This is a genomic window from Streptomyces speibonae (assembly GCF_984686075.1).
Genome location: NZ_OZ480260.1, coordinates 1,077,870 through 1,097,850, shown reverse-complemented (window position 1 = coordinate 1,097,850; position 19,981 = coordinate 1,077,870). Strand labels below are relative to the sequence as shown.

Here is a 19,981-nt window from a genome sequence, read left to right as displayed (position 1 = left end):
CGCGCGATGGGCGAGCTGTACATCGACGGTGAGTGGACGGGGCCGGCGGCCGGCGGGAAGCGGGACGTGGTGAACCCGTACGACGCCTCCGTCGTCACCACCGTGGACGAGGCGGACGCCACCGACGTGGACCGCGCGGTGCGTGCCGCGCGGCGGGCCTTCGAGGAGGAGGACTGGGCGTACGCCCCCACCCGCCGGCGCGCCGACCTCCTGCTGCGCGTGCACGACCTGCTGCTGCGCGACAAGGAGGAGATCGCCCGCACCGAGACCCTCGACACCGGCAAGACGCTCACCGAGGCCCGCATCGACGTGGAGGACGTGGCCAACGCCTTCCGCTACTTCGGGGAACTGGCGGGCAAGGACGGCGGCCGGGTCGTGGACGTCGGACCGGACGTCCTCAGCCGGGTCGTGTACCAGCCCGTCGGGGTGTGCGCGCTCATCGCGCCCTGGAACTACCCCCTGCTCCAGGCGTCGTGGAAGGTCGCGCCGGCGCTCGCCGCCGGCAACACCTTCGTACTGAAACCCAGCGAGACCACACCGCTCACGACGATCGCCATGATCCGGCTGATCGAGGAGGCCGGCGCGCCGCCCGGCGTCGCCAACCTGGTGCTCGGCCCCGGAGCGACCGTCGGCGCGGCGCTCACCTCCCACCCCGAGGTCGACCTGGTGTCCTTCACCGGCGGCCTGGCCACCGGACGCGCCATCATGGCCGCCGCCGCGGACGGGCCGAAGAACATCGCCCTGGAACTGGGCGGCAAGAACCCCAACATCGTCTTCGAGGACGCCGACTTCGCCGCCGCCGTGGACTTCGCCCTCGACGCGGCCTTCCTGCACTCCGGCCAGGTCTGCTCCGCCGGCTCGCGCCTGCTCGTCCAGGACTCCCTGCACGACCGGTTCGTCGAGGCGTTCGCCGAGCGCGCCCGGGCCGTCCGGCTCGGCAGCGGCCTGGAGGAGGGCACGGAGAGCGGCCCGCTCAGCTCGGCCGAGCACCGGGACAAGGTGGAGCGGCACATCGCCGCCGCGAAGAAGGAGGGCGCGCGGCTCGTCACCGGCGGGACCCGCCCCGACGACCCCGAGCTGAGCCGCGGGTTCTTCCTGCTGCCGACGATCTTCGCCGACTGCGACAGTTCCATGAGCATCGTGCAGGAAGAGGTCTTCGGACCGGTGGTCACCGTCGAGCGCTTCCGCACCGAGGACGAGGCCGTGCGCCTGGCCAACGACACCCGCTACGGCCTGGCCGGCGGCGTGTGGACCTCCGACGCGAGCCGTGCCCAGCGCGTCGCCCAGCGGCTGCGCCACGGCACCGTGTGGATCAACGACTTCCACCCCTACGTACCGCAGGCCGAGTGGGGCGGCTTCGGACGTTCCGGCGTCGGGCGCGAACTGGGCCCCACGGGTCTGCGCGAGTACCAGGAGGCCAAGCACATCTACCAGAACCTCGCTCCGGCCCCCTCCGGCTGGTTCAAGGGCTGACCGGGCTCGAGGGCCGGCCCGGCGCGGTCCGCCGCCACCCGCAGGCACCGAAGAAAGGCGTTCCATGGCGTCCACCACCCCGCACGGCACCGAGTCCTCCTACGACTACGTCATCGTCGGCGGCGGCACCGCCGGCTGTGTGCTCGCCGCCCGCCTGAGCGAGGACCCGGACTGCCGTGTCTGCGTCGTCGAAGGCGGACCCAGCGACGTCGGTGACGAACGCATCCTGCGGCTGCGCAACTGGATCAACCTGCTCGGCACCGAGTTCGACTACGGCTACACCACCGTCGAACAGCCGCGCGGGAATTCGCACATCCTGCACTCACGGGCCCGGGTGCTCGGCGGCTGCTCCTCGCACAACACGCTGATCAGCTTCCTGCCGCTGCCGCAGGACCTCGACGACTGGGTGGCCGCCGGGTGCGCCGGCTGGGACCCGGCGACGATCCTGCCGTACCGCGACCGGCTCCAGACCACGATCGTGCCGGTGGCCGAGGCGGACCGCAATCCCATCGCCAAGGACTTCGTCACCGCCGCCGCCCGCGCCACCGGCGTCCCCGTCGTCGACGACTTCAACGCCGAGCCCTTCGCCGACGGCACCGGCTTCTTCTCCCTGGCCTACGAGCCCGAGGGCAACCTGCGCTCCTCGGCCTCCGTCGCCTATCTGCACCCCGTCCTGGACCGCCCCAACCTCACCCTCCTGCTGGAGACCTGGGCGCACCGGCTGCTCACCGACGAGGCCGGGCGGCTGACCCGCGTCGCCATCCGCGGCGCCGACGGCGAGCCCGCCACCGTACGCGCCGAACGCGAACTCCTGCTCTGCGCCGGCGCCATCGACACCCCGCGCCTGCTGCTGCTGTCCGGCCTCGGCCCCGCCGACGACCTGCGCCGCCTCGGCATCGACGTGCACGCCGACCTGCCCGGCGTGGGGGAGAACCTGCTCGACCACCCCGAGTCCGTGATGGTCTGGGAGACCGAGGGCCCGCTGCCGCCCAACTCCGCGATGGACTCCGACGCCGGCCTGTTCCTGCGCCTCGACAAGCAACAGCCGCGCCCGGATCTGATGTTCCACTTCTACCAGGTGCCGTTCACCGTCAACACCGAACGGCTGGGCTACCCCGTCCCCGAGCACGGGGTGTGCATGACCCCGAACGTGCCCCGGGCCCGCTCCACCGGCCGCATGTGGCTGCGCAGTTCGAACCCGGCCGAGCATCCGGCCCTGGACTTCCGGTACTTCACCGACCCGGAGGGTCATGACGAGCGCACCGTCGTCGAAGGGCTGAAGGTGGCCCGGGAGGTCGCCGCGACCGATCCGCTGAAGGGCTGGCTGGTGCGCGAGGTCGCGCCGGGCCCGGACGTCACCTCCGACGCCGGCCTGTCGGAGTACGGGCGTCGCGCGGCCCACACCGTCTACCACCCGGCGGGCACCTGCCGGATGGGCGCGGCCGACGACCCGATGGCCGTCTGCGATCCGCAGCTGAGACTGCGCGGCGTCGAGGGCGTACGCATCGTCGACGCGTCGGTGTTCCCGACGATGCCCACCATCAACCCCATGGTGACGGTCCTGCTCGCCGCCGAACGCGCCGCGGACCTGATCACCGGCCGGGCGGCCGCACGGTGAACGGGCGGCGGGAGCCGGCGCCCCGGCCATCGGCGAAGGAGGTGCACGACGGTGTCGACCGCTGGTGACAAGGACCCCGGGGCGGCGCCGCGGGAGATGACGTCCGAGGACGAGCCGTCGGCCCCGGTACGGCTCAAACCCGTGGTCTTCTTCGGGGCGGCCGTCTTCGTCCTCGCGATCTCGCTCTGGGCGATCGTGACCCCCGACGGGGCCGAGGACGTCATCGGCGTGGCCGTCGGCAAGATCTCCCACTGGTTCGGCTGGTACTACTTCGTCGCCGCCACCCTCTACCTGCTGTTCGTCGTCTTCATCGCCGCGTCGAAGTACGGCACGGTCAAGCTGGGTCCCAAGCACTCCAAGCCCGACTACGGCCTGTTCACCTGGGGGTCGATGCTGTTCGCGGCGGGCATCGGCATCGACCTGATGTTCTTCTCCGTCTCCGGCCCCGTCAGCCACTACCTGGCCCCTCCGCAGGGCGACCCGGAGACGCTCGAGGCCGCGCGGCAGGCCGTGGTGTGGACCCTGTTCCACTACGGCATCTCCGGCTGGGGCATGTACGCGCTGATGGGCATGGCCCTCGGCTACTTCTCCTTCCGCTACCGGCTGCCGCTCGCGATCCGCTCCGCGCTCTACCCGATCATCGGCCGCCGCATCCACGGACGGATCGGCGACACCGTCGACCTGGCCGCCATCATCGGCACGGTCTTCGGCATCGGCGTGACCCTCGGCATCGGCGTGGTGCAGCTGAACTACGGCCTCAAAGCCCTCTTCGACGTGGAGGAGGGGCTGGCCGCGCAGATCGCGCTGATCGTCATCGCGGTGGGCATGGCCACCGCGTCCGCGGCGTCCGGCGTCGACAAGGGCATCCGCAGGCTCTCGCAGCTGAACATCATCCTGGCCGCGGTGCTGATGTTCTACATCCTGGTCGTCGGAGAACCGTTCCGCGTGCTCAACGCCGTGGTCCAGAACGTCGGGGACTACGTCAGCGGCTTCCCGTCGATGACCCTGAACACCTTCGCCTACGACCAGCCCACCGAGTGGCTGGACGCCTGGACGCTGTTCTTCTGGGCCTGGTGGGTCGCCTGGGCGCCGTTCGTCGGGCTCTTCCTGGCCCGCATCTCCCGCGGCCGCACCCTGCGCGAGTTCATCGCGGCGACGCTGGTCATCCCCTTCATCTTCACCGGCCTCTTCCTGGCGATCTTCGGCAACAGCGCCCTGTTCGTGGTGCGCGACGGCAACACCGAGTTCGGCGAGACCGCGATGAACGTCCCCGAGCAGGGCTTCTACACCCTGCTGGACCAATACCCGGGTTTCTTGTTCAGCGCCGGCCTCGCGACGTTCGTCGGGCTGCTGCTGTACGTCACCTCCGCCGACTCCGGCGCCCTGGTCATGGGCAACCTCAGCGCCGAACTGCCCACCCCGGTGACCGACGCGCCCGCGTGGCTGCGCATCTTCTGGGCGGTGGCGACCGGTCTGCTCACCCTCGCCATGCTCATCGTGGGCGGTGTGGAGGCGCTCACCAACGCCACCATCATCATGGGACTGCCCTTCTCCTTCGTGATGTTCCTGATCATGGCCGGGCTCTTCCTGGCGTTGCGCACCGAGCGGATGAAGGTGGAGGCGAGAGTGGTCACGCTGCCCGCGTCGCTCTCCGGGCGCATCGCGCACCACGGTCTGCCGGGCGCACCGAACTGGCGGCACCGGCTGGCGCGGGCCATGGCGTTCCCGGGCAGGCGGGCGGCCGCGCGCTTCGTCGACCAGGTGTGCCGGCCCGCCTTCCAGGAGGTCGTACAGGAACTGCGCGAGCAGGGCGTGGAGGCGGAGGTCCTGGAGGGGACGGTCGAGGAGAACGGCCTGAACCACGTCGGCCTGCGGGTCCCCATCGGCGAGGACGACGCGTTCGTCTACGAGGTGTGGCCGGTGGAACTGCCCACCCCCGGGTTCGCCACCCGGGCGGTGGGCACGCACGACACCTACGTACGGTTCGAGGTCCGGCTCACCGAGGGCAACCAGGACTACGACGTGATGGGCTACACCAAGGAGCAGCTCATCGCCGACAGCCTCGACCAGTACGAGCGGCACCTGGAGTTCCTGCGGATGCGCCACGAGGCGTCCACCCGGTCGAACCTCCCCGACCACCGCCCGGACGCCGCCGACGCGCATCTGCCGGAGGAGTAGGCCCGGCCGTCCCGCGGACCGGGCCCGCCGTCACCCCGTGGGCACGGTCGCAGGGAGGCCGGGATCGCCGAACTCCGCGCGCAGGGCCTGGAAGGCGGTCACCTTGTCCTCGCCGAAGCGGCGGAGGTGCTCGGCGTATTCGTCGGGCGTGAGGAACACCGACGGCCGGGACTTGGTGTGGAACTTGTCCGCGTACATCACCAGGCGCTCCTCCGGCGTCTCCGCCAGGTAGTCGGCGGGCGGCACGGGCAGGTTCCGGCTGATGACGTCGTCCTTGGTGAGGCCCACACCGGTGTGGTGGGAGCAGAACCGGCGCAGCGGCTCGGGGAAGCCCTCCTGCTCCAGCAGTTCGTGGCCGAGCACGCCGTGCCGGACGTAGTTGGGGTGGTCGAGCCGTCCCTCGGCGTCGATGAGGCGGTAGACGCCGATGTCGTGGAGGAGGCAGCCCGCTCGGACCAGGTCGGCGTCGAGGTGCGCGAGACGGGGCGAGGCGAGCAGCCGCTCGGCGACGCTCCAGACGGTCTCGCAGTGCGTGTGGACGTCTGCGAACGCCTCGGGGGTGGGCGCGTACTTCTCGTGCAGCGCGCGTATCTCTGCGGGGGCCGGGATCTTCACCGGGGGAGCGTAACAACCGCCGGAGCGGCGCGGGCGGGGAGTTCCCGCCGGCGCCTGGGGGCGGGGCTCAGCAGTCCCTGAACTCCGGGGACTGGTTCAGGATCTGGGCGCGGACCGAGGTGAAGCGGTGGTGCGTGTCACCGCCCTTGGCCTCGGGGCGGAAGGCCGCCACCCGGTGGCAGTTCTGGAAGGCGAGGGTCACTCCGAAGTGCCGTTCCAGGCTGCCGCGGATCGCGTCGCTGGCGAGGGCGCGCAGGAGCTGGCCGCGCTCCTTCTCGGAGGGAGGCGGTGTCCGGTTGTCGGTGAACTCGGCGGTGCCGGCCCGGAGATCGGCGGCGAGGGAGGCGATCAGGTCGTAGGCGTACGGCAGGGACGTGCGGACGGTGTCCACGAAGTCCTGCTCGCGGATGTCACCGCGCTCGGCTTCGGCGAGGAGCTGGTCGGAGACGTCGAGGGACATGAAGGGGTCCGTTCTCGGTGCGGGTGAAGGAGCGAAGGAGTGAAGGTGAAGAGTGAAGGTGAAGGGTGAGGAGACGGAGGGCGCGCGTCAGGCCGGTGCCGCCGTGCCCGGGACGTAGTCCGGGTCCACCTGGGCGGCCAGGTCCTCGCCCGTGCGCGCGTCTCCCCACGAGCGTGCGTTGCGCAGGTGGAACTCGACGGCGTGGCGGTGGATGCGGTCCCAGTCGCGGGGCCGCGCATCCACCTCCTCGCGCAGGACCGTCAGGGCGTGGCGGTTCTGCGGCTCCAGCGCGTCGAGCGCGTCGGACGCGGCCCGGCCCTGCTCCGCCGCGCGCACCCAGTCCGACTGGACCAGATGGGTCAGCAGATCGTCGCCGACGTGCTCCTTGAGGAAGAGCAGGTCGTCCTCGCCGGTCACCTTGTTGCCGACGACCGCGACGCGGATGCCGAACTCCCGGGCGTGGTCGCGGTACTGGCGGTAGACCGAGACGCCCTTGCGGGTCGGTTCGGCGACCAGGAACGTGATGTCGAAGCGGGTGAACAGACCGGAGGCGAAGGCGTCGGCGCCGGCGGTCATGTCGACCACGACGTACTCGCCGGGGCCGTCGAGCAGGTGGCTCAGGTAGAGCTCCACCGCGCCCAGTTTGGAGTGGTAGCAGGCGACGCCCAGGTCGCTCTCGTCGAACTCGCCCGTGACCATCAGCGGGATGCCGCAGGGCCGGGAGACGTGCCGGGTGTGCAGCGGGTCGTCGCCGAGGAGGCTCAGCAGCCGCGAACCCCGGCCGGGCGGAGTCGTCTTGATCATGGACTCGGGCGAGCCGATCCGGGGGTTGGTGCCCCGTAGGAGCGCCTTGATGTCCGGGATGCCCGGGCCCAGGGGAGGGGGAGTGGGCGGGTCGTCCTCGCCGGGGGCCAGTGCCTGCGCCAGATGCTGGTTGATGTCGCCGTCGACCGCGAGGACCGGGGCGCCGGAGTGGGCCAGGTGGCGGGTGAAGAGGGCGGACAGGGTGGTCTTGCCGCTGCCGCCCTTGCCGACGAAAGCGATCCTCACCAGCGCCTCGCACTGTTGAAAATGAATGTCATGTCTGTAGTTTTAGGACGGTGATCGACACCGCGTCAAATCCCCGCGCCCCAACGGGCGAGTGGCACCCGGATGTCAGCTCGCGACCAGTTCGCGCCGCACCTCGGGAACGGCCGGGACGGCCGTCGTCCTGGAGGTGCGCCACAGCCACAGCACATCGCGGCCGAAGGACCACACCAGGAGGCCCAGCGCCAGCGCCACCACCGCGACGTTGACCGCGTGCGGCAGCACGGCCGCGCCCGCCAGCAGCAACAGCACGCCCTGGAGCGCCGCCACCGTCTTGCGGGCCGTGCTCGGCGGGAGCGGGGCGGTCAGCCAGGGCCACACCCGGGCCGCCGCGACGAAGACGTAGCGCATACCGCCGATCAGGAGCACCCAGGGACCCATCGCCATCGACACGTACACGCTCAGCACCAGGATCAGGAACGCGTCCACCTCCATGTCGAAGCGGGCGCCCAGCGGGGTCGCCGTACCCGTCCTGCGGGCCACCTTGCCGTCCACGCCGTCGAGGATCAGGGCCACCGCGGTCAGGCCCACGAAGAGGGAGACGGGCGGTGAGTCCTGGAACGAGTCGGCGACCAGCGCGGTCACCCCGCCGACGAGGGTGGCCCGGCCCAGGGTGACCCGGTTCGCCGGGCCGAAGGTCCGCAGCCGGGACCGGTGCAGGGCCCGGGAGAGCACCGCCCAGGTGGCGATCGCGAACGCGAGGCCGGTCAGCCAGCCCGCGGGGCCCATCCCGATCGCCGTACCGATCAGGGCCAGCAACAGGATCTGTACGCCCGCCCCTACGGCGGTCTCCTGCTGTACGAGCCTCGCGTCGTAAGTGTTGTTCAGGGCCACCGAGCATCCTCCGGCCGTGTGACAGAGTCGATCAAGGCCGCTACCTTGTGCGCGGCCCGTGCACCACTCGGTACGCGTGCAGGATCCCGATCGTTCAGGAGGACTTCGATGAACCGCACCGCACGTGCGTTCTGGCTCGACTCACCTGGCCGAGGGGAGATCCGCGAGTTCACCCTCCCCGCGCCCGGCGCGGACGAGGTACTCGTCCGCTCGCTCTACTCCGGGGTGAGCCGCGGCACCGAGACGCTCGTGTTCCGGGGCGGCGTGCCCGAGAGCCAGCACACGGCGATGCGCGCACCGTTCCAGGAGGGCGACTTCCCGGGGCCGGTGAAGTACGGCTACCTCAGCGTGGGCGTGGTGGAGGAGGGCCCCGAGGCGCTCACCGGACGCACCGTCTTCTGCCTCCACCCCCACCAGACGCGCTACGTCGTCCCGGCGAGCGCCGTCACCCCCGTGCCGGACGGTGTGCCCGCCGGGCGGGCCGTGCTCGCCGGCACCGTGGAGACCGCCGTCAACGCCCTGTGGGACGCGGCACCCCTGGTAGGCGACCGCATCGCCGTGGTCGGCGGCGGAATGGTCGGCTGCTCCGTGGCCGCGCTGCTGGCCCGCTTCCCCGGCGTACGCGTCCAGCTCGTCGACGCGGACCCCGCCCGGGCGAAGACCGCCGAGGCCCTCGGCGTCGGGTTCGCCACCCCCGCCGACGCCCTCGGCGGATGCGACCTCGTCGTGCACGCCAGCGCCACCGAACAGGGGCTGACCAGGGCACTCGAACTGCTCCGCCCCGAGGGCACCGTCGTCGAGCTGAGCTGGTACGGCGACCGGACGGTGAGCCTCCCGCTGGGCGAGGCCTTCCACTCACGGCGGCTGACCATCCGCGGCAGCCAGGTCGGCACCGTCTCCCCGGCCCGCGCCGGCCGCGGCTACGGCGACCGGCTCGCCCTCGCCCTCGACCTGCTCGCCGACCCCGCCCTCGACGCCCTGATCACCGGCGAATCCCCCTTCGAGGAGCTGCCCGACGTCATGCCCCGCCTCGCCTCCGGCGAGATCCCCGCACTGTGCCACCGCGTGCGTTACGCCGGCCCCGGCCGAAACGCACACGCCTGACCTGAGAAAAGACGTAGCCGACGCTGAACAGGGGAAGGCAGTCAGCCGTATAACTCGGCAATCCCCGGCGGAGACCTACCGGGGAACAGACGCGCCGCACCTGGAGGGTCGTCCGTTGTTCAGCATCACCGTCCGCGATCACATCATGATCGCCCACAGCTTCCGCGGCGAGGTCTTCGGACCGGCCCAGCGCCTCCACGGGGCCACGTTCCTCGTGGACGCCACGTTCCGGCGCGAACAGCTGGACGAGGACAACATCGTCGTCGACATCGGCCTGGCCACACAGGAACTCGGCGCCGTCGTCGGCGAGCTGAACTACCGCAACCTCGACAACGAACCGGACTTCGCGGGAATCAACACCTCCACGGAGTACCTGGCCAAGGTCATCGCCGACCGGCTCGCCGAACGCGTCCACAAGGGCGCGCTCGGCGAGGGCGCCAAGGGCATCGCGAAGATCGCCGTCACCCTGCACGAGTCGCACATCGCCTGGGCGAGCTACGAGCGTGCGCTGTGAGCGGGACGGCCTACGACATGACACACGCGACCACCGCCACCACGACCGCCACGACCGGCACGCCCCACGACCGGGCCGGGACCGCCCGACTGGGCTACGTTCCGAAACAGGCGTCCTTCCCGAGGAACGGCGGGATCATCCCCATGTCCCTGCGCACGGTCCACTTCGTGATGCCCGGCGGCGTCGACGACCCGTCCGCGCCCAGCGGCGGCAACGCCTACGACCGCCGCGCCTGCCTGGACCTGCCCGGCTTCGGCTGGCAGGTGCAGCGGCACACGGTCGCGGGGGACTGGCCCCGCCCCGACGCCGAAGCCCGCGCGGAACTCGCCCGCACCCTGCGGGAACTGCCGGACGGCGCCGTCGTCCTCTTCGACGGGCTCGTCGCCTGCTCGGTGCCCGAGGTCATCGTCCCGGAGGCGGAGGAGGGACGGCTGCGCATGGCCGTACTCGTCCACCTCCCGCTCGGCGACGAGACCGGCCTCGACACGGACGTCGCCGCCGAACTCGACGCACGTGAACGCGCGGTGCTGCGGGCCGTCCCGGCCGTCGTCGCCACCAGCGACTGGGCCGTACGCCGCCTGGTCTCCCACCACGGCCTGGACCCCGACCGGGTGCACGTCGCCGCCCCCGGCGCCGACATCGCACCCCTCGCGCCCGGCACCGACGGCGTCTCACGGCTGCTGTGCGTGGCCGCCGTCACCCCGCGCAAGGGACAGCACCGGCTCGTGGAGGCACTGGCCGCGGTCGCCGACCTGCCCTGGACCTGCGCGCTCGTCGGCGGACTCCACCAGGACCCCGACTACGTCACCCACCTGCGCGGCCTCATCCGCGAACACGGACTCGACGACCGCCTGGAACTGACCGGACCGCAGACCGGCGCCGCACTCGACGCCAGCTACGCCGCCGCCGACCTGATGGTGCTCACCTCCTACGCCGAGACCTACGGCATGGCGGTCACCGAGGCCCTGGCGCGCGGCATCCCCGTGCTGGCGACCGACGTCGGCGGAGTGCCCGAGGCCGTCGGCCGCGCACCCGACGGCGGAGTGCCCGGCATCCTCGTGCCGCCGGAGAACCCCGCCGCCATCGCCGCCGAACTGCGCGGCTGGTTCGGCGAGGCGGACGTGCGGCGCCGGCTGAAGGCCGCCGCCCGCAGCCGGCGGGCCGCGCTCGGCGGCTGGGCGAGCACCGCACAGAGCCTGGCGGGCGTACTGCGCCGGCTCCCGACCGAACCCCGGAGGGCAGCATGACCAACCCGGCGACCACCACCCAGCACGGTGTCACGCTCCCCGCCCAGCAGTCCGTCATCCCCGGAGCCGGACCCGCCGCACCCCGGCCCGGGGAGCGCGCCACCCTGCGACTGCGGGACACCGGCGACGACGAACCGGCCCGCTACGCACCCGAGTGGCTGCAGCTGCGCGAACCCGCCGACGCCGCCGCCCGCTCCTACGACCTGCTCGACCCGCTGCGCATCCGGCTCGCCAACCTCCCCGGGCGGGCCGACGGCCTCGTCATCCACGACATCGGCTGCGGCACCGGCTCGATGGGCCGCTGGCTCGCCCCGCACCTCGACGGCGCCCAGCACTGGGTCCTGCACGACCGCGACCCCTACCTGCTGCACTTCGCCGCCGTCGCCTCCCCGCGCTCCGCCGCCGACGGCAGCCACGTCACCGTCGAGACCCGGCGCGGCGACGTCGCCCGGCTCACCCCGGACGCGCTGAACGGCGCCTCCCTGGTGACCGCCTCCGCCCTGCTCGACGTCCTCACCCGCGAGGAGATCGCCACCCTCGCCGCCGCCTGCGCGGGCGCCGGCTGCCCGGCCCTGCTGACCCTGTCGGTGGCCGGACGCGTGGAACTGACCGCCCCGCACCCCATGGACCAGGAGATCACCGATGCCTTCAACGCCCACCAGCGGCGCGGCGACCTCCTCGGCCCGGACGCCGTCACGGTCGCGGCCGAGGCGTTCACCGAGCACGGCGCGACCGTACGGCTGCACCCGAGCCCCTGGCGCCTCGGACCCGACGACGCGGACCTCACCGAGCAGTGGCTGCGCGGCTGGGTCGGCGCCGCCGTGGAGGAGCGGCCCGAGCTGAAGGCACGGGCCGACGCGTATCTGGCCGAGCGGCTGGAAGCCTGCGCGGCGGGGGAGTTGTGGGTCGTCGTCCACCACAGCGACCTGCTCGCCCTGTGCCGGCCGGCGGGCGGGACCGCATGAGGACGGTGTGGGCACGGCTCAACTCCCGCACCGTGCGGAATCGTCTCGGCACCCTCGCCGGCGTCGCGATCCTCGCCCTGCTGTTCTGGCGGCTCGGCACCGGGACGTTCGTGGACGGGATACGGCGCATCGACGCGGCCGCGCTGCTCGGGGCGCTGGGCATCGGGCTGGTGACCACCGTGTTCAGCGCGTGGCGCTGGGCGCTGGTGGCGCGGGGGATCGGCATCCGGCTCCCGCTGGGAGCCGCCGTCGCCGACTACTACCGTGCCCTCTTCCTCAACGCCGCGCTGCCCGGCGGCGTCGTCGGCGACGTGCACCGGGCCGTGCGGCACGGGCAGGACGCCGGGGACATGGGGCGCGGCGTGCGGGCGGTGGTGCTGGAGCGCACGGCGGGACAGCTCGCGCTGTTCGTCGCCGGGGGTGTGGTGCTGGTGACGATGCCGTCGCCGGTGCTCGGTGAGGTGCGGCAGGCGGTGCCGGTGGTCGGGCTCGGGGTGGTGGGGGTCTGTGCGGTGGTGCTGGCCTTGCGGATGAATCGGGCGGGGGGCTCGGATTCCGGGCGGGAGCGGGAGCGGGAGCGGAAGCGGGGGCTTCTGCGCGGGGTGCTCGGGGAGGCCCGGGTGGGGTTGTTCTCGCGGCGGAACGCGCCTGGGGTGCTTCTCTCTTCGGTGGTGGTGCTGGCGGGGTATGTCGCGATGTTCGTTCTCGCCGCGGATGTCGTGGGGGTCGGGGCGTCGGTGGGGGAGTTGCTGCCGCTGGCGTTGCTGGCGTTGCTGGCGATGGGGTTGCCGTTGAACGTGGGGGGATGGGGGCCGCGGGAAGGGGTTGCCGCGTGGGCGTTCGGGGCGGCGGGGCTGGGGGCCGGGCGGGGGTTGTCGGTCGCCGTGGTGTACGGCGTGCTCAGTCTTGTGGCGAGTCTGCCGGGGGTGGTGGTGCTGGTAGGGCGGTGGTATGCGCGTGTACGTGGTGCCGGGCGGGCCTCTTTCGCCCCCGCCGCCCCTTCCCGTCCCGACCCCGGGGGCGTTGCCCCCGGACCCCCCGTCGGCCTTCGGCCTCGTCCTCAAACGCCGGACGGGCTGGGAGTTGCGGCTCGGGCTGGTTCACAAGGCCTGGACGGGCTGGGAGTTCAGGCCTCTGATGTCAGAAGTGAGAAATATGCCCCGAAGGAATCCGTCAGGCTTGCCAGGAGTTGCTTGCCCTTTTCCGGTGAGGCCAGGGAAGGGCGGCCGATGACGCCGGAATCCGTATAGGCGGACATGCCGGTGGTCAGAAGGTGGCGTCGGTCGTCGGCGACGTGATCGGAGGTTTCATAACCGGGGCGGAGCACTTCGGGATGCGTGTGCAGAAGGATCGACGTCTCGATTTCGCCCGCGTGCATGTCGGTGAGGAGGGACGTGACGACGCCGGCCCGCTCGCGTGCCGTTTCCCAGTCCTCCGGGGCCGGGAACAGGGCCATCCGCTCACCGCGTGCCGAGGCCTCCTGAACGGCGTTGCCCAGGACGTAGTTTCCGCCGTGGCCGTTGACCAGCACCAAAGCGTCCACGCCCGAGCGGCGGAGCGAGTCGGCGATGTCCCGGATCACCGCGTGCAGGGTCACGGAGGAGAGGGAGACGGTCCCCGGCCAGGCCGCGTGCTCGTGCGAGCACGAGATCGTCACCGGAGGAAGGAGGTGCACCGGGTAGGCGTCGGCGATCTCCCGCGCGATCGCACAGGCGACCAGCGTATCGGTCGTCAGCGGAAGGTACGGGCCGTGCTGTTCGAAACTCCCGACCGGAAGTACCGCGATCTGCTGTGAGACGTCGGCTCCCCGCGTCCGTACATCCTCTGTAGTATCCGCCGGCAACAGACCGTGCACCGGGCCGTATGCCGCCGACCGCTTTTGTGAACCACCCATATCGTCACGGCCTTTCGTCTCTGCTTAGGAACTCGAGAATGATGACAGAAAAAGTAGGCGTACTCGGCAAGAAGCCTCAGCGGCGGACCGGTGTGGAACGCGTCGTGAATGCGCCGCTGCCCACCGTGTACGGACAGTTCCAGGCGGTCGGCTACCTCGACCACGACCGCGGTGACGAGCAAGTCGCCCTCGTGTACGGCGATCTCGGGGCGGACCGTGTGCTCACCCGGCTCCACTCGGAGTGCCTGACCGGCGACGCCTTCGGTTCCCAGCACTGCGAGTGCGGTGAGCAGCTGGCGGCGGCGCTGCGCGCGGTGGCCGCCGAAGGGGCGGGCGTGGTCGTCTACTTGCGCGGTCACGAGGGCCGCGGCATCGGGCTGCTCGCCAAGCTGCGGGCGATGGCGTTGCAGGCCGAGGGCCTGGACACCGTCGAGGCGAACCTCGCGCTCGGCCTGCCCGTCGACGCCCGTGACTACGCGGTCGCCGCCGGGATGCTCAAGGACCTGGGAGTGCGGTCGGTGCGGCTGATGTCCAACAACCCGCGCAAGCGCGAGGCGCTGGTCCGCCACGGCGTCCAGGTCGCCGAGCAGGTGCCGCTGCTCATACCGCCGTCCGAGAGCAACATCACCTACCTGCGCACCAAGCGGGAGCGCCTCGACCACCATCTGCCCCACCTGGACGCCGTGGCGCACCTGTCCTGACGGGCAGCCCCCGTCAGTGCGCCACCGCCTCGTGCACCAGCCGCTTGAGATCCCGGAAGACGGTGTGGGAGGACCTGGGCCGCACCTGCGTGTGGAACTGCACGGTCAGGTCGCGGCCCGGGTCGACCCAGAAGGTGGTGGTGGCCACCCCGCTCCAGCCGTAACTGCCCGGGGCGGACGGCGACTGCGTGCGGGCCGGGTCGACGACGACGCTGACCCCGAGACCGAAGCCGACACCCTCGTTGCCCGGTTCGTCGTGCGCGGGGCGGCTGCCGAAGGACCGCAGGTCGGCGCCGCCCGGAAGGTGGTTGCGGGTCATCAGGTCGACCGTCGCCGGGGTGAGCAGCCGCGTACCGTCGAGCTCGCCGCGCCGGCGCAGCAGTTCCATGAAACGGTGCCAGTCACGGGCGGAGGCCACCATGCCGCCGCTGCCGGACAGGAAACGGGGACGCCCCCGCAGGGGCAGGCCGGGGATCGGGCGGATACCGCCGGTGTCCGACTCGCCGTACAGCTCCGCCAGGCGCTCCGCCTGTCCGTCGGACACCTGGAAACCGGCGTCCGTCATGCCGAGCGGCCGGAAGACGCGCTCGGCCAGGTACACGTCGAGCGGACGGCCCGACACGACCTCGACGATCCGGCCCAGGACGTTCGAGGCCACCGAGTAGTTCCACTGCGTCCCGGGATCGAACTGCAGGGGCAGGCTCGCGTACACCTCGGTCGTCCCCGCGAGGTCCGCACCCGGCGCCACCGACGACTCAAGACCGGCCGCGCGGTACAGCGCGTCGACCGGATGGGCGTGGTAGAAGGCGAACGTCAGCCCGGCGGTGTGCGTCATCAGATGCCGTACCAGGAGGGGCCCGGCGGCCGGACGGGTGCGCACCCGGTCACCCGAGCCGCCCGCGTACACGCGGGGCTCGGCGAAGGCGGGGAGGTGGCGGCCCACCGGGTCGTCCAGCGACAGCAGGCCCTCCTCGACCAGCATCAGCGCGCCCACCGCCGTCACCGGCTTGGTCATGGAGTAGATCCGCCACAGTGTGTCGCTCTCCACGGGCAGCCCGGCCGCGACGTCCCGCGCCCCGTACGCCGTCAGATGCGCGACCCGTCCGTTCCGGGCGAGGGCCACGAGGAAGCCGGGCAGCTTCCCCGCGTCGACCAGGCGGGCGAAATGCCGGTCGAGACGCTCCAGCGCCGCCGCGTCCAGCCCGGCCTCCTCGGGCCCGGTCTCCTGCCGCAGTACTCCCATCGGTCTCCTTCGGGGAACGCCGGCCCGCCAAGGACCGTTGAGCGAGTCATGACTCAGGACGCCGAACAGAACGCACTGCTCGCCCTGCTCTCGGAGGTGCACGGCGGCGTGCTCGTCACGCTGAAACGCGACGGCCGCCCCCAGCTGTCGAACGTCATGCACGCCTACTACCCCGACGAGCGCGTCATCCGCGTCTCGCTCACCGACGACCGGGCCAAGACCCGCAACCTGCGGCGGGACCCCCGGGCCTCCTACCACGTCACCACCCCCGACCGGTGGGCCTACACCGTCGCCGAGGGCACCGCCGCGCTGTCACCCGTCGCCCGGGACCCCTACGACGAGACGGTGGAGGAACTGATCCGGCTGTACCGCGACATCAACGGCGAGCACCCGGACTGGAACGAGTACCGGGCGGCGATGGTCCGTGACAAGCGGCTGGTCCTGCGCCTGCGGGTCGAACGGGCGTACGGCATCCCGCGCGGCGCCGGGGCATAGCGTCCCCGGCGCCCGCGCGGGCGGCGGCTCAGGCGCCGACGTACTCCGCGAGGTGCTCACCCGTGAGGGTGGAGCGGGCCGCGACCAGCTCGGCCGGGGTGCCCTCGAAGACGACCCGGCCGCCGTCGTGACCGGCGCCCGGGCCGAGGTCGATGATCCAGTCGGCGTGCGCCATGACCGCCTGGTGGTGCTCGATGACGATGACCGACTTGCCGGCGTCGACCAGCCGGTCCAGCAGACCGAGCAACTGCTCCACATCCGCCAGGTGCAGGCCGGTGGTCGGCTCGTCGAGCACGTACACCCCGCCCTTGTCGCCCATGTGCGTGGCCAGCTTGAGCCGCTGGCGCTCACCGCCGGACAGGGTGGTGAGCGGCTGCCCCAGGGTGAGATAGCCGAGGCCGACGTCCGCCATCCGCGCGACGATCCGGTGGGCCGCCGGGATCCGCGACTCGCCCTCGCGGAAGAACTCCTCCGCCTGGGCCACCGACATCGCCAGCACCTCGCTGATGTCGCGGCCGCCGAAGCGGTACTCCAGCACCGACGCGTCGAACCGCTTGCCGCCGCAGTCCTCGCAGGTCGTGGAGACCCCGGCCATCATGCCCAGGTCGGTGTAGATCACACCGGCGCCGTTGCAGGTGGGGCACGCGCCCTCGGAGTTCGCGCTGAACAGCGCCGGCTTCACGCCGTTGGCCTTGGCGAACGCCTTGCGGATCGGGTCGAGCAGGCCGGTGTACGTGGCCGGGTTGCTGCGCCGGGAGCCGCGGATCGGGGTCTGGTCGACCGCGATCACCCCTTCCTCGGCCGGGATCGATCCGTGCACGAGGGAGCTCTTCCCGGAGCCCGCCACCCCGGTGACGACGGTGAGCACGCCGAGGGGGATGTCGACGTCCACGTCCCGCAGGTTGTTCGCCGTCGCGCCGCGGATCGGCAGCGTGCCGGTGGGCTGGCGGACCGTGTCCTTGACGGCGGCCCGGTCGTCGAGGTGGCGGCCGGTGACCGTGTCACTGGCCCGCAGCCCCTCCACGGTCCCCTCGAAGCAGACGGTGCCGCCCTCCGCGCCCGCGCCCGGGCCCAGGTCGACGACGTGGTCGGCGATCGCGATCGCCTCCGGCTTGTGCTCGACGACCAGCACCGTGTTGCCCTTGTCCCGCAGGCGCAGCAGCAGGTTGTTCATCCGCTGGATGTCGTGCGGGTGCAGACCGACGGTGGGCTCGTCGAAGACGTACGTGACGTCGGTGAGCGAGGAGCCGAGGTGCCGGATCATCTTCACGCGCTGCGCCTCGCCGCCCGACAGGGTGCCCGAGGCCCGGTCGAGGGAGAGATAGCCGAGCCCGATCTCCACGAACGAGTCGAGGGTGTGCTGGAGCGCGGTGAGCAGCGGCTTCACCGACGGCTCGTCGAGGCCGCGCGCCCACTCGGCCAGGTCCCTGATCTCCATCGCGCAGGCGTCGGCGATGCTGATGTCCTTGATCTTCGACGACCGCGCCCCCGCGGTGAGCCGGGTGCCGTCGCACTCGGGGCAGGTGGCGAAGGTGACCGCCCGGTCCACGAAGGCCCGGATGTGCGGCTGCATCGCCTCCCGGTCCTTGTTGAGCATCGACTTCTGCAGCTTGGGGATCAGGCCCTCGTAGGTGAGGTTGACGCCGTTGATCTTGACCTTGGTCGGCTCGCGGTACAGGAAGTCGTGCCGCTCCTTCTTCGTGTACTCGCGGATCGGCTTGTCCGGGTCGAAGAAGCCCGACTCGGCGATGACCCGCACCACCCAGCCGCCGCCCGTGTAGGTGGGGATGGTGAAAGGATCCTGCGAGAGCGACTTGGAGTCGTCGTAGAGCTGCGTCAGGTCGATGTCGGAGACGGTGCCCCGGCCCTCGCAGTGCGTGCACATGCCGCCGGTGCGGCTGAAGGACACCTTTTCCGTTCTGGTCTTGTCGGCACCCCGGTCGACGGTGAAGCCGCCGCTGGCCGAGACGGAGGCGACGTTGAAGGAGAACGCCCCGGGCGGGCCGAAGTAGGGCTTGCCGAGGCGGCTGAAAAGGATGCGGAGCATCGCGTTGGCGTCGGTGGCGGTGCCCACGGTGGAGCGCGGGTCGGAGCCCATCCGCTGCTGGTCGACGGTGATCGCGGTGGTCAGGCCGTCGAGGACGTCGACCTCGGGGCGGGCGAGGGTCGGCATGAAGCCCTGGAGGAACGCGCTGTACGTCTCGTTGATCATCCGCTGGGACTCGGCGGCGATCGTGTCGAACACCAGGGAGCTCTTGCCGGAGCCGGAGACGCCGGTGAACACGGTGAGGCGGCGCTTGGGGAGTTCTACGCTGACGTCCTTGAGGTTGTTCTCGCGTGCGCCGTGGACGCGGATCAGGTCGTGGCTGTCGGCGGGGTGGGGTGCGGCCGACTGCCGGTCCGTCCTCGTGTCCTTGCTCATCGTTCTCCATCCGTCGGGCGGGCTCGGGCTGTCGCCGGGGGCGGGCCGGGTGCGGGCGGCCTGCTTCCCGGCTGGCCCTTGGCCATGGCTAGGCTAGACGGGTGGGTGCGGCTGCGCTTCTCCATTCCTGACGGGGTGGGGTGCGCGGGCGGTGCGACCGGGGTCTTGAGGGGGTTTCCTCGCCCCCGCCGCCCCTTCCCGTCCCGTCCCCGGGGGCTCCGCCCCCGGGCCCCCTTTGCGCCGCGCGGCGAAGCCGCAGATCGGCACAGTCCCGCGCCCCTTGATGGTGCGGCACCGTCCCCGGCCCCCTTTGCGCCCGCGCGGCGAAGCCGCGGATCGGCACAGCCCCGCGCCCCTTGGTGGTGCGGCTCCGCCCCCGGCCCCCTTTGCACCCACGCGGCGGAGCCGCGGATCGGCACAGCCCCGCGCCCCGGGGTGCGGCCGCACCGCGTACCCCCCGGGGGGCGGGTGGGAGGCGGCTGCCTCGAGGGCGTGGTCGGTTCCCTTTGCGGCCGCGCGGCGGAGCCGACGCGGGCCGCTTGCCTCACGGGCGGGTGTTCCACTCCGCGATGACCGGGGTGTCGTGTTCCTCGGAGAGGCGGGACAGGGTGCCGGTGTCCAGGCGGAACAGGCGGCCGGCCGACGGGGGGAGGCCCAGGCGGCGGGCGGTGAGGACGCGGAGGAGGTGGCCGTGGGCCACCAGGAGGACGTCACCCTCGGCCAGAGGAGCGGTCACCCGGGCCAGGACGCGGTCCGCGCGGTCGCCGACCTGGGCCGGTGACTCGCCGGGGTACTCGCGGCCGGGCGGGACGCCGTCGGTCCACAGGTTCCAGCCGGGCCGGTCGCGGCGGATCCGAGCCGTGGTGATCCCCTCGTAGCCGCCGTAGTCCCACTCCCGCAGATCGGGCTCCGGCTCCGCGCCCGTCAGGCCCGCCAGCTCGGCGGTGCGGCGGGCGCGGACCAGCGGGCTGGTGAGGACCAGCGCGAAGGTCCGCCCCGCGAGCAGCGGGGCGAGGGACTTCGCCTGGTCCTCACCCCGGGGCGTCAGCGGCACGTCCGTGCGGCCGGTGTGCCGACCGTCCCGGCTCCACTCCGTCTCGCCGTGCCGCGCCAGCAGCAGATCACCCACGCC

General features: G+C 72.0%; 17 protein-coding genes and 1 pseudogene. 10 read left to right on the top strand and 8 right to left on the bottom strand.

The features are described 5' to 3' along the window. Window positions 1–6 precede the first annotated feature (6 nt). The 3 genes from AC5L3C_RS04920 to betT all read left to right on the top strand — a co-directional run bounded on the left by AC5L3C_RS04920 (window position 7) and on the right by betT (window position 5,269). Window positions 7–1,473: an aldehyde dehydrogenase family protein gene (locus AC5L3C_RS04920; protein ID WP_493647125.1), complete on the top strand. Its 1,467-nt coding sequence runs from the start codon at window positions 7–9 to the stop codon at window positions 1,471–1,473. A gap of 64 nt (window positions 1,474–1,537) precedes the next feature. Then, a complete protein-coding gene (locus AC5L3C_RS04915; protein ID WP_493647124.1) occupies window positions 1,538–3,091 on the top strand; it encodes a GMC family oxidoreductase in 1,554 nt (517 codons plus the stop codon). 51 nt (window positions 3,092–3,142) lie between these two features. Then, a complete protein-coding gene (gene betT, locus AC5L3C_RS04910; RefSeq protein WP_493647123.1) occupies window positions 3,143–5,269 on the top strand; it encodes a choline BCCT transporter BetT in 2,127 nt (708 codons plus the stop codon). Window positions 5,270–5,299: 30 nt separating this feature from the next. On the opposite strand, the gene AC5L3C_RS04905 is transcribed toward betT, so the two are convergent. From AC5L3C_RS04905 to AC5L3C_RS04890, 4 genes are all read right to left on the bottom strand, one after another. Then, window positions 5,300–5,884, bottom strand: a complete 585-nt coding sequence (locus AC5L3C_RS04905; RefSeq protein WP_493647122.1) for an HD domain-containing protein — start codon at window positions 5,882–5,884, stop codon at window positions 5,300–5,302. 67 nt (window positions 5,885–5,951) lie between these two features. Next, a complete protein-coding gene (locus tag AC5L3C_RS04900) occupies window positions 5,952–6,344 on the bottom strand; it encodes an SCO5389 family protein (protein WP_493647120.1) in 393 nt (130 codons plus the stop codon). A gap of 87 nt (window positions 6,345–6,431) precedes the next feature. After that, window positions 6,432–7,394, bottom strand: a complete 963-nt coding sequence (locus tag AC5L3C_RS04895) for an ATP-binding protein (RefSeq protein WP_493647118.1) — start codon at window positions 7,392–7,394, stop codon at window positions 6,432–6,434. Between the two features lie 105 nt (window positions 7,395–7,499). Beyond that, a complete protein-coding gene (locus AC5L3C_RS04890) occupies window positions 7,500–8,264 on the bottom strand; it encodes a CDP-alcohol phosphatidyltransferase family protein (RefSeq protein WP_125502656.1) in 765 nt (254 codons plus the stop codon). Between the two features lie 108 nt (window positions 8,265–8,372). Between AC5L3C_RS04890 and AC5L3C_RS04885 the strand changes: the two genes are divergently transcribed. The 5 genes and pseudogenes from AC5L3C_RS04885 to AC5L3C_RS04865 all read left to right on the top strand — a co-directional run. Continuing rightward, window positions 8,373–9,368, top strand: coding sequence for a zinc-dependent alcohol dehydrogenase (locus AC5L3C_RS04885; RefSeq protein WP_493647117.1), 996 nt, complete (start codon window positions 8,373–8,375; stop codon window positions 9,366–9,368). Between the two features lie 115 nt (window positions 9,369–9,483). After that, entirely contained in the window at window positions 9,484–9,882 is a 399-nt protein-coding gene (locus tag AC5L3C_RS04880; protein WP_125502651.1) for a 6-pyruvoyl trahydropterin synthase family protein, read from the top strand. A gap of 17 nt (window positions 9,883–9,899) precedes the next feature. After that, window positions 9,900–11,129 carry a glycosyltransferase family 4 protein gene (locus AC5L3C_RS04875; protein ID WP_240661097.1) on the top strand — a complete coding sequence of 410 codons (1,230 nt, stop codon included), beginning with the start codon at window positions 9,900–9,902 and terminating at the stop codon, window positions 11,127–11,129. Beyond that, window positions 11,126–12,094 carry a class I SAM-dependent methyltransferase gene (locus AC5L3C_RS04870; RefSeq protein ID WP_493647114.1) on the top strand — a complete coding sequence of 323 codons (969 nt, stop codon included), beginning with the start codon at window positions 11,126–11,128 and terminating at the stop codon, window positions 12,092–12,094. The genes AC5L3C_RS04875 and AC5L3C_RS04870 overlap by 4 nt, the downstream gene beginning before the upstream one ends. Continuing rightward, window positions 12,091–12,957 (top strand): annotated as a pseudogene (locus tag AC5L3C_RS04865) (lysylphosphatidylglycerol synthase transmembrane domain-containing protein); the annotation flags it as partial. The gene AC5L3C_RS04870 and the pseudogene AC5L3C_RS04865, both read left to right, overlap by 4 nt. 263 nt (window positions 12,958–13,220) lie before the next feature. Here AC5L3C_RS04865 and AC5L3C_RS04860 read toward each other — a convergent pair. Further along, window positions 13,221–13,988: a creatininase family protein gene (locus AC5L3C_RS04860; protein WP_493647113.1), complete on the bottom strand. Its 768-nt coding sequence runs from the start codon at window positions 13,986–13,988 to the stop codon at window positions 13,221–13,223. 41 nt (window positions 13,989–14,029) lie between these two features. On the opposite strand from AC5L3C_RS04860, the gene ribA reads away from it, so the two are divergent. Next, a complete protein-coding gene (ribA, locus tag AC5L3C_RS04855; protein WP_493653737.1) occupies window positions 14,030–14,689 on the top strand; it encodes a GTP cyclohydrolase II in 660 nt (219 codons plus the stop codon). Window positions 14,690–14,702: 13 nt separating this feature from the next. Here the strand turns inward: ribA and AC5L3C_RS04850 are convergent, their stop codons facing one another. Then, window positions 14,703–15,932, bottom strand: coding sequence for a serine hydrolase domain-containing protein (locus AC5L3C_RS04850; protein ID WP_493647111.1), 1,230 nt, complete (start codon window positions 15,930–15,932; stop codon window positions 14,703–14,705). Window positions 15,933–15,980: 48 nt separating this feature from the next. On the opposite strand from AC5L3C_RS04850, the gene AC5L3C_RS04845 reads away from it, so the two are divergent. Then, window positions 15,981–16,427, top strand: coding sequence for a PPOX class F420-dependent oxidoreductase (locus AC5L3C_RS04845; RefSeq protein WP_493647109.1), 447 nt, complete (start codon window positions 15,981–15,983; stop codon window positions 16,425–16,427). A 28-nt stretch (window positions 16,428–16,455) separates the two neighbouring features. On the opposite strand, the gene AC5L3C_RS04840 is transcribed toward AC5L3C_RS04845, so the two are convergent. After that, entirely contained in the window at window positions 16,456–18,849 is a 2,394-nt protein-coding gene (locus AC5L3C_RS04840) for an ATP-binding cassette domain-containing protein (protein ID WP_125502639.1), read from the bottom strand. Between the two features lie 544 nt (window positions 18,850–19,393). Then, window positions 19,394–19,978 (bottom strand): histidine phosphatase family protein, encoded by a 585-nt coding sequence (locus tag AC5L3C_RS04835; RefSeq protein ID WP_493647106.1) that lies wholly within the window; start codon window positions 19,976–19,978, stop codon window positions 19,394–19,396. Window positions 19,979–19,981: the final 3 nt, after the last annotated feature.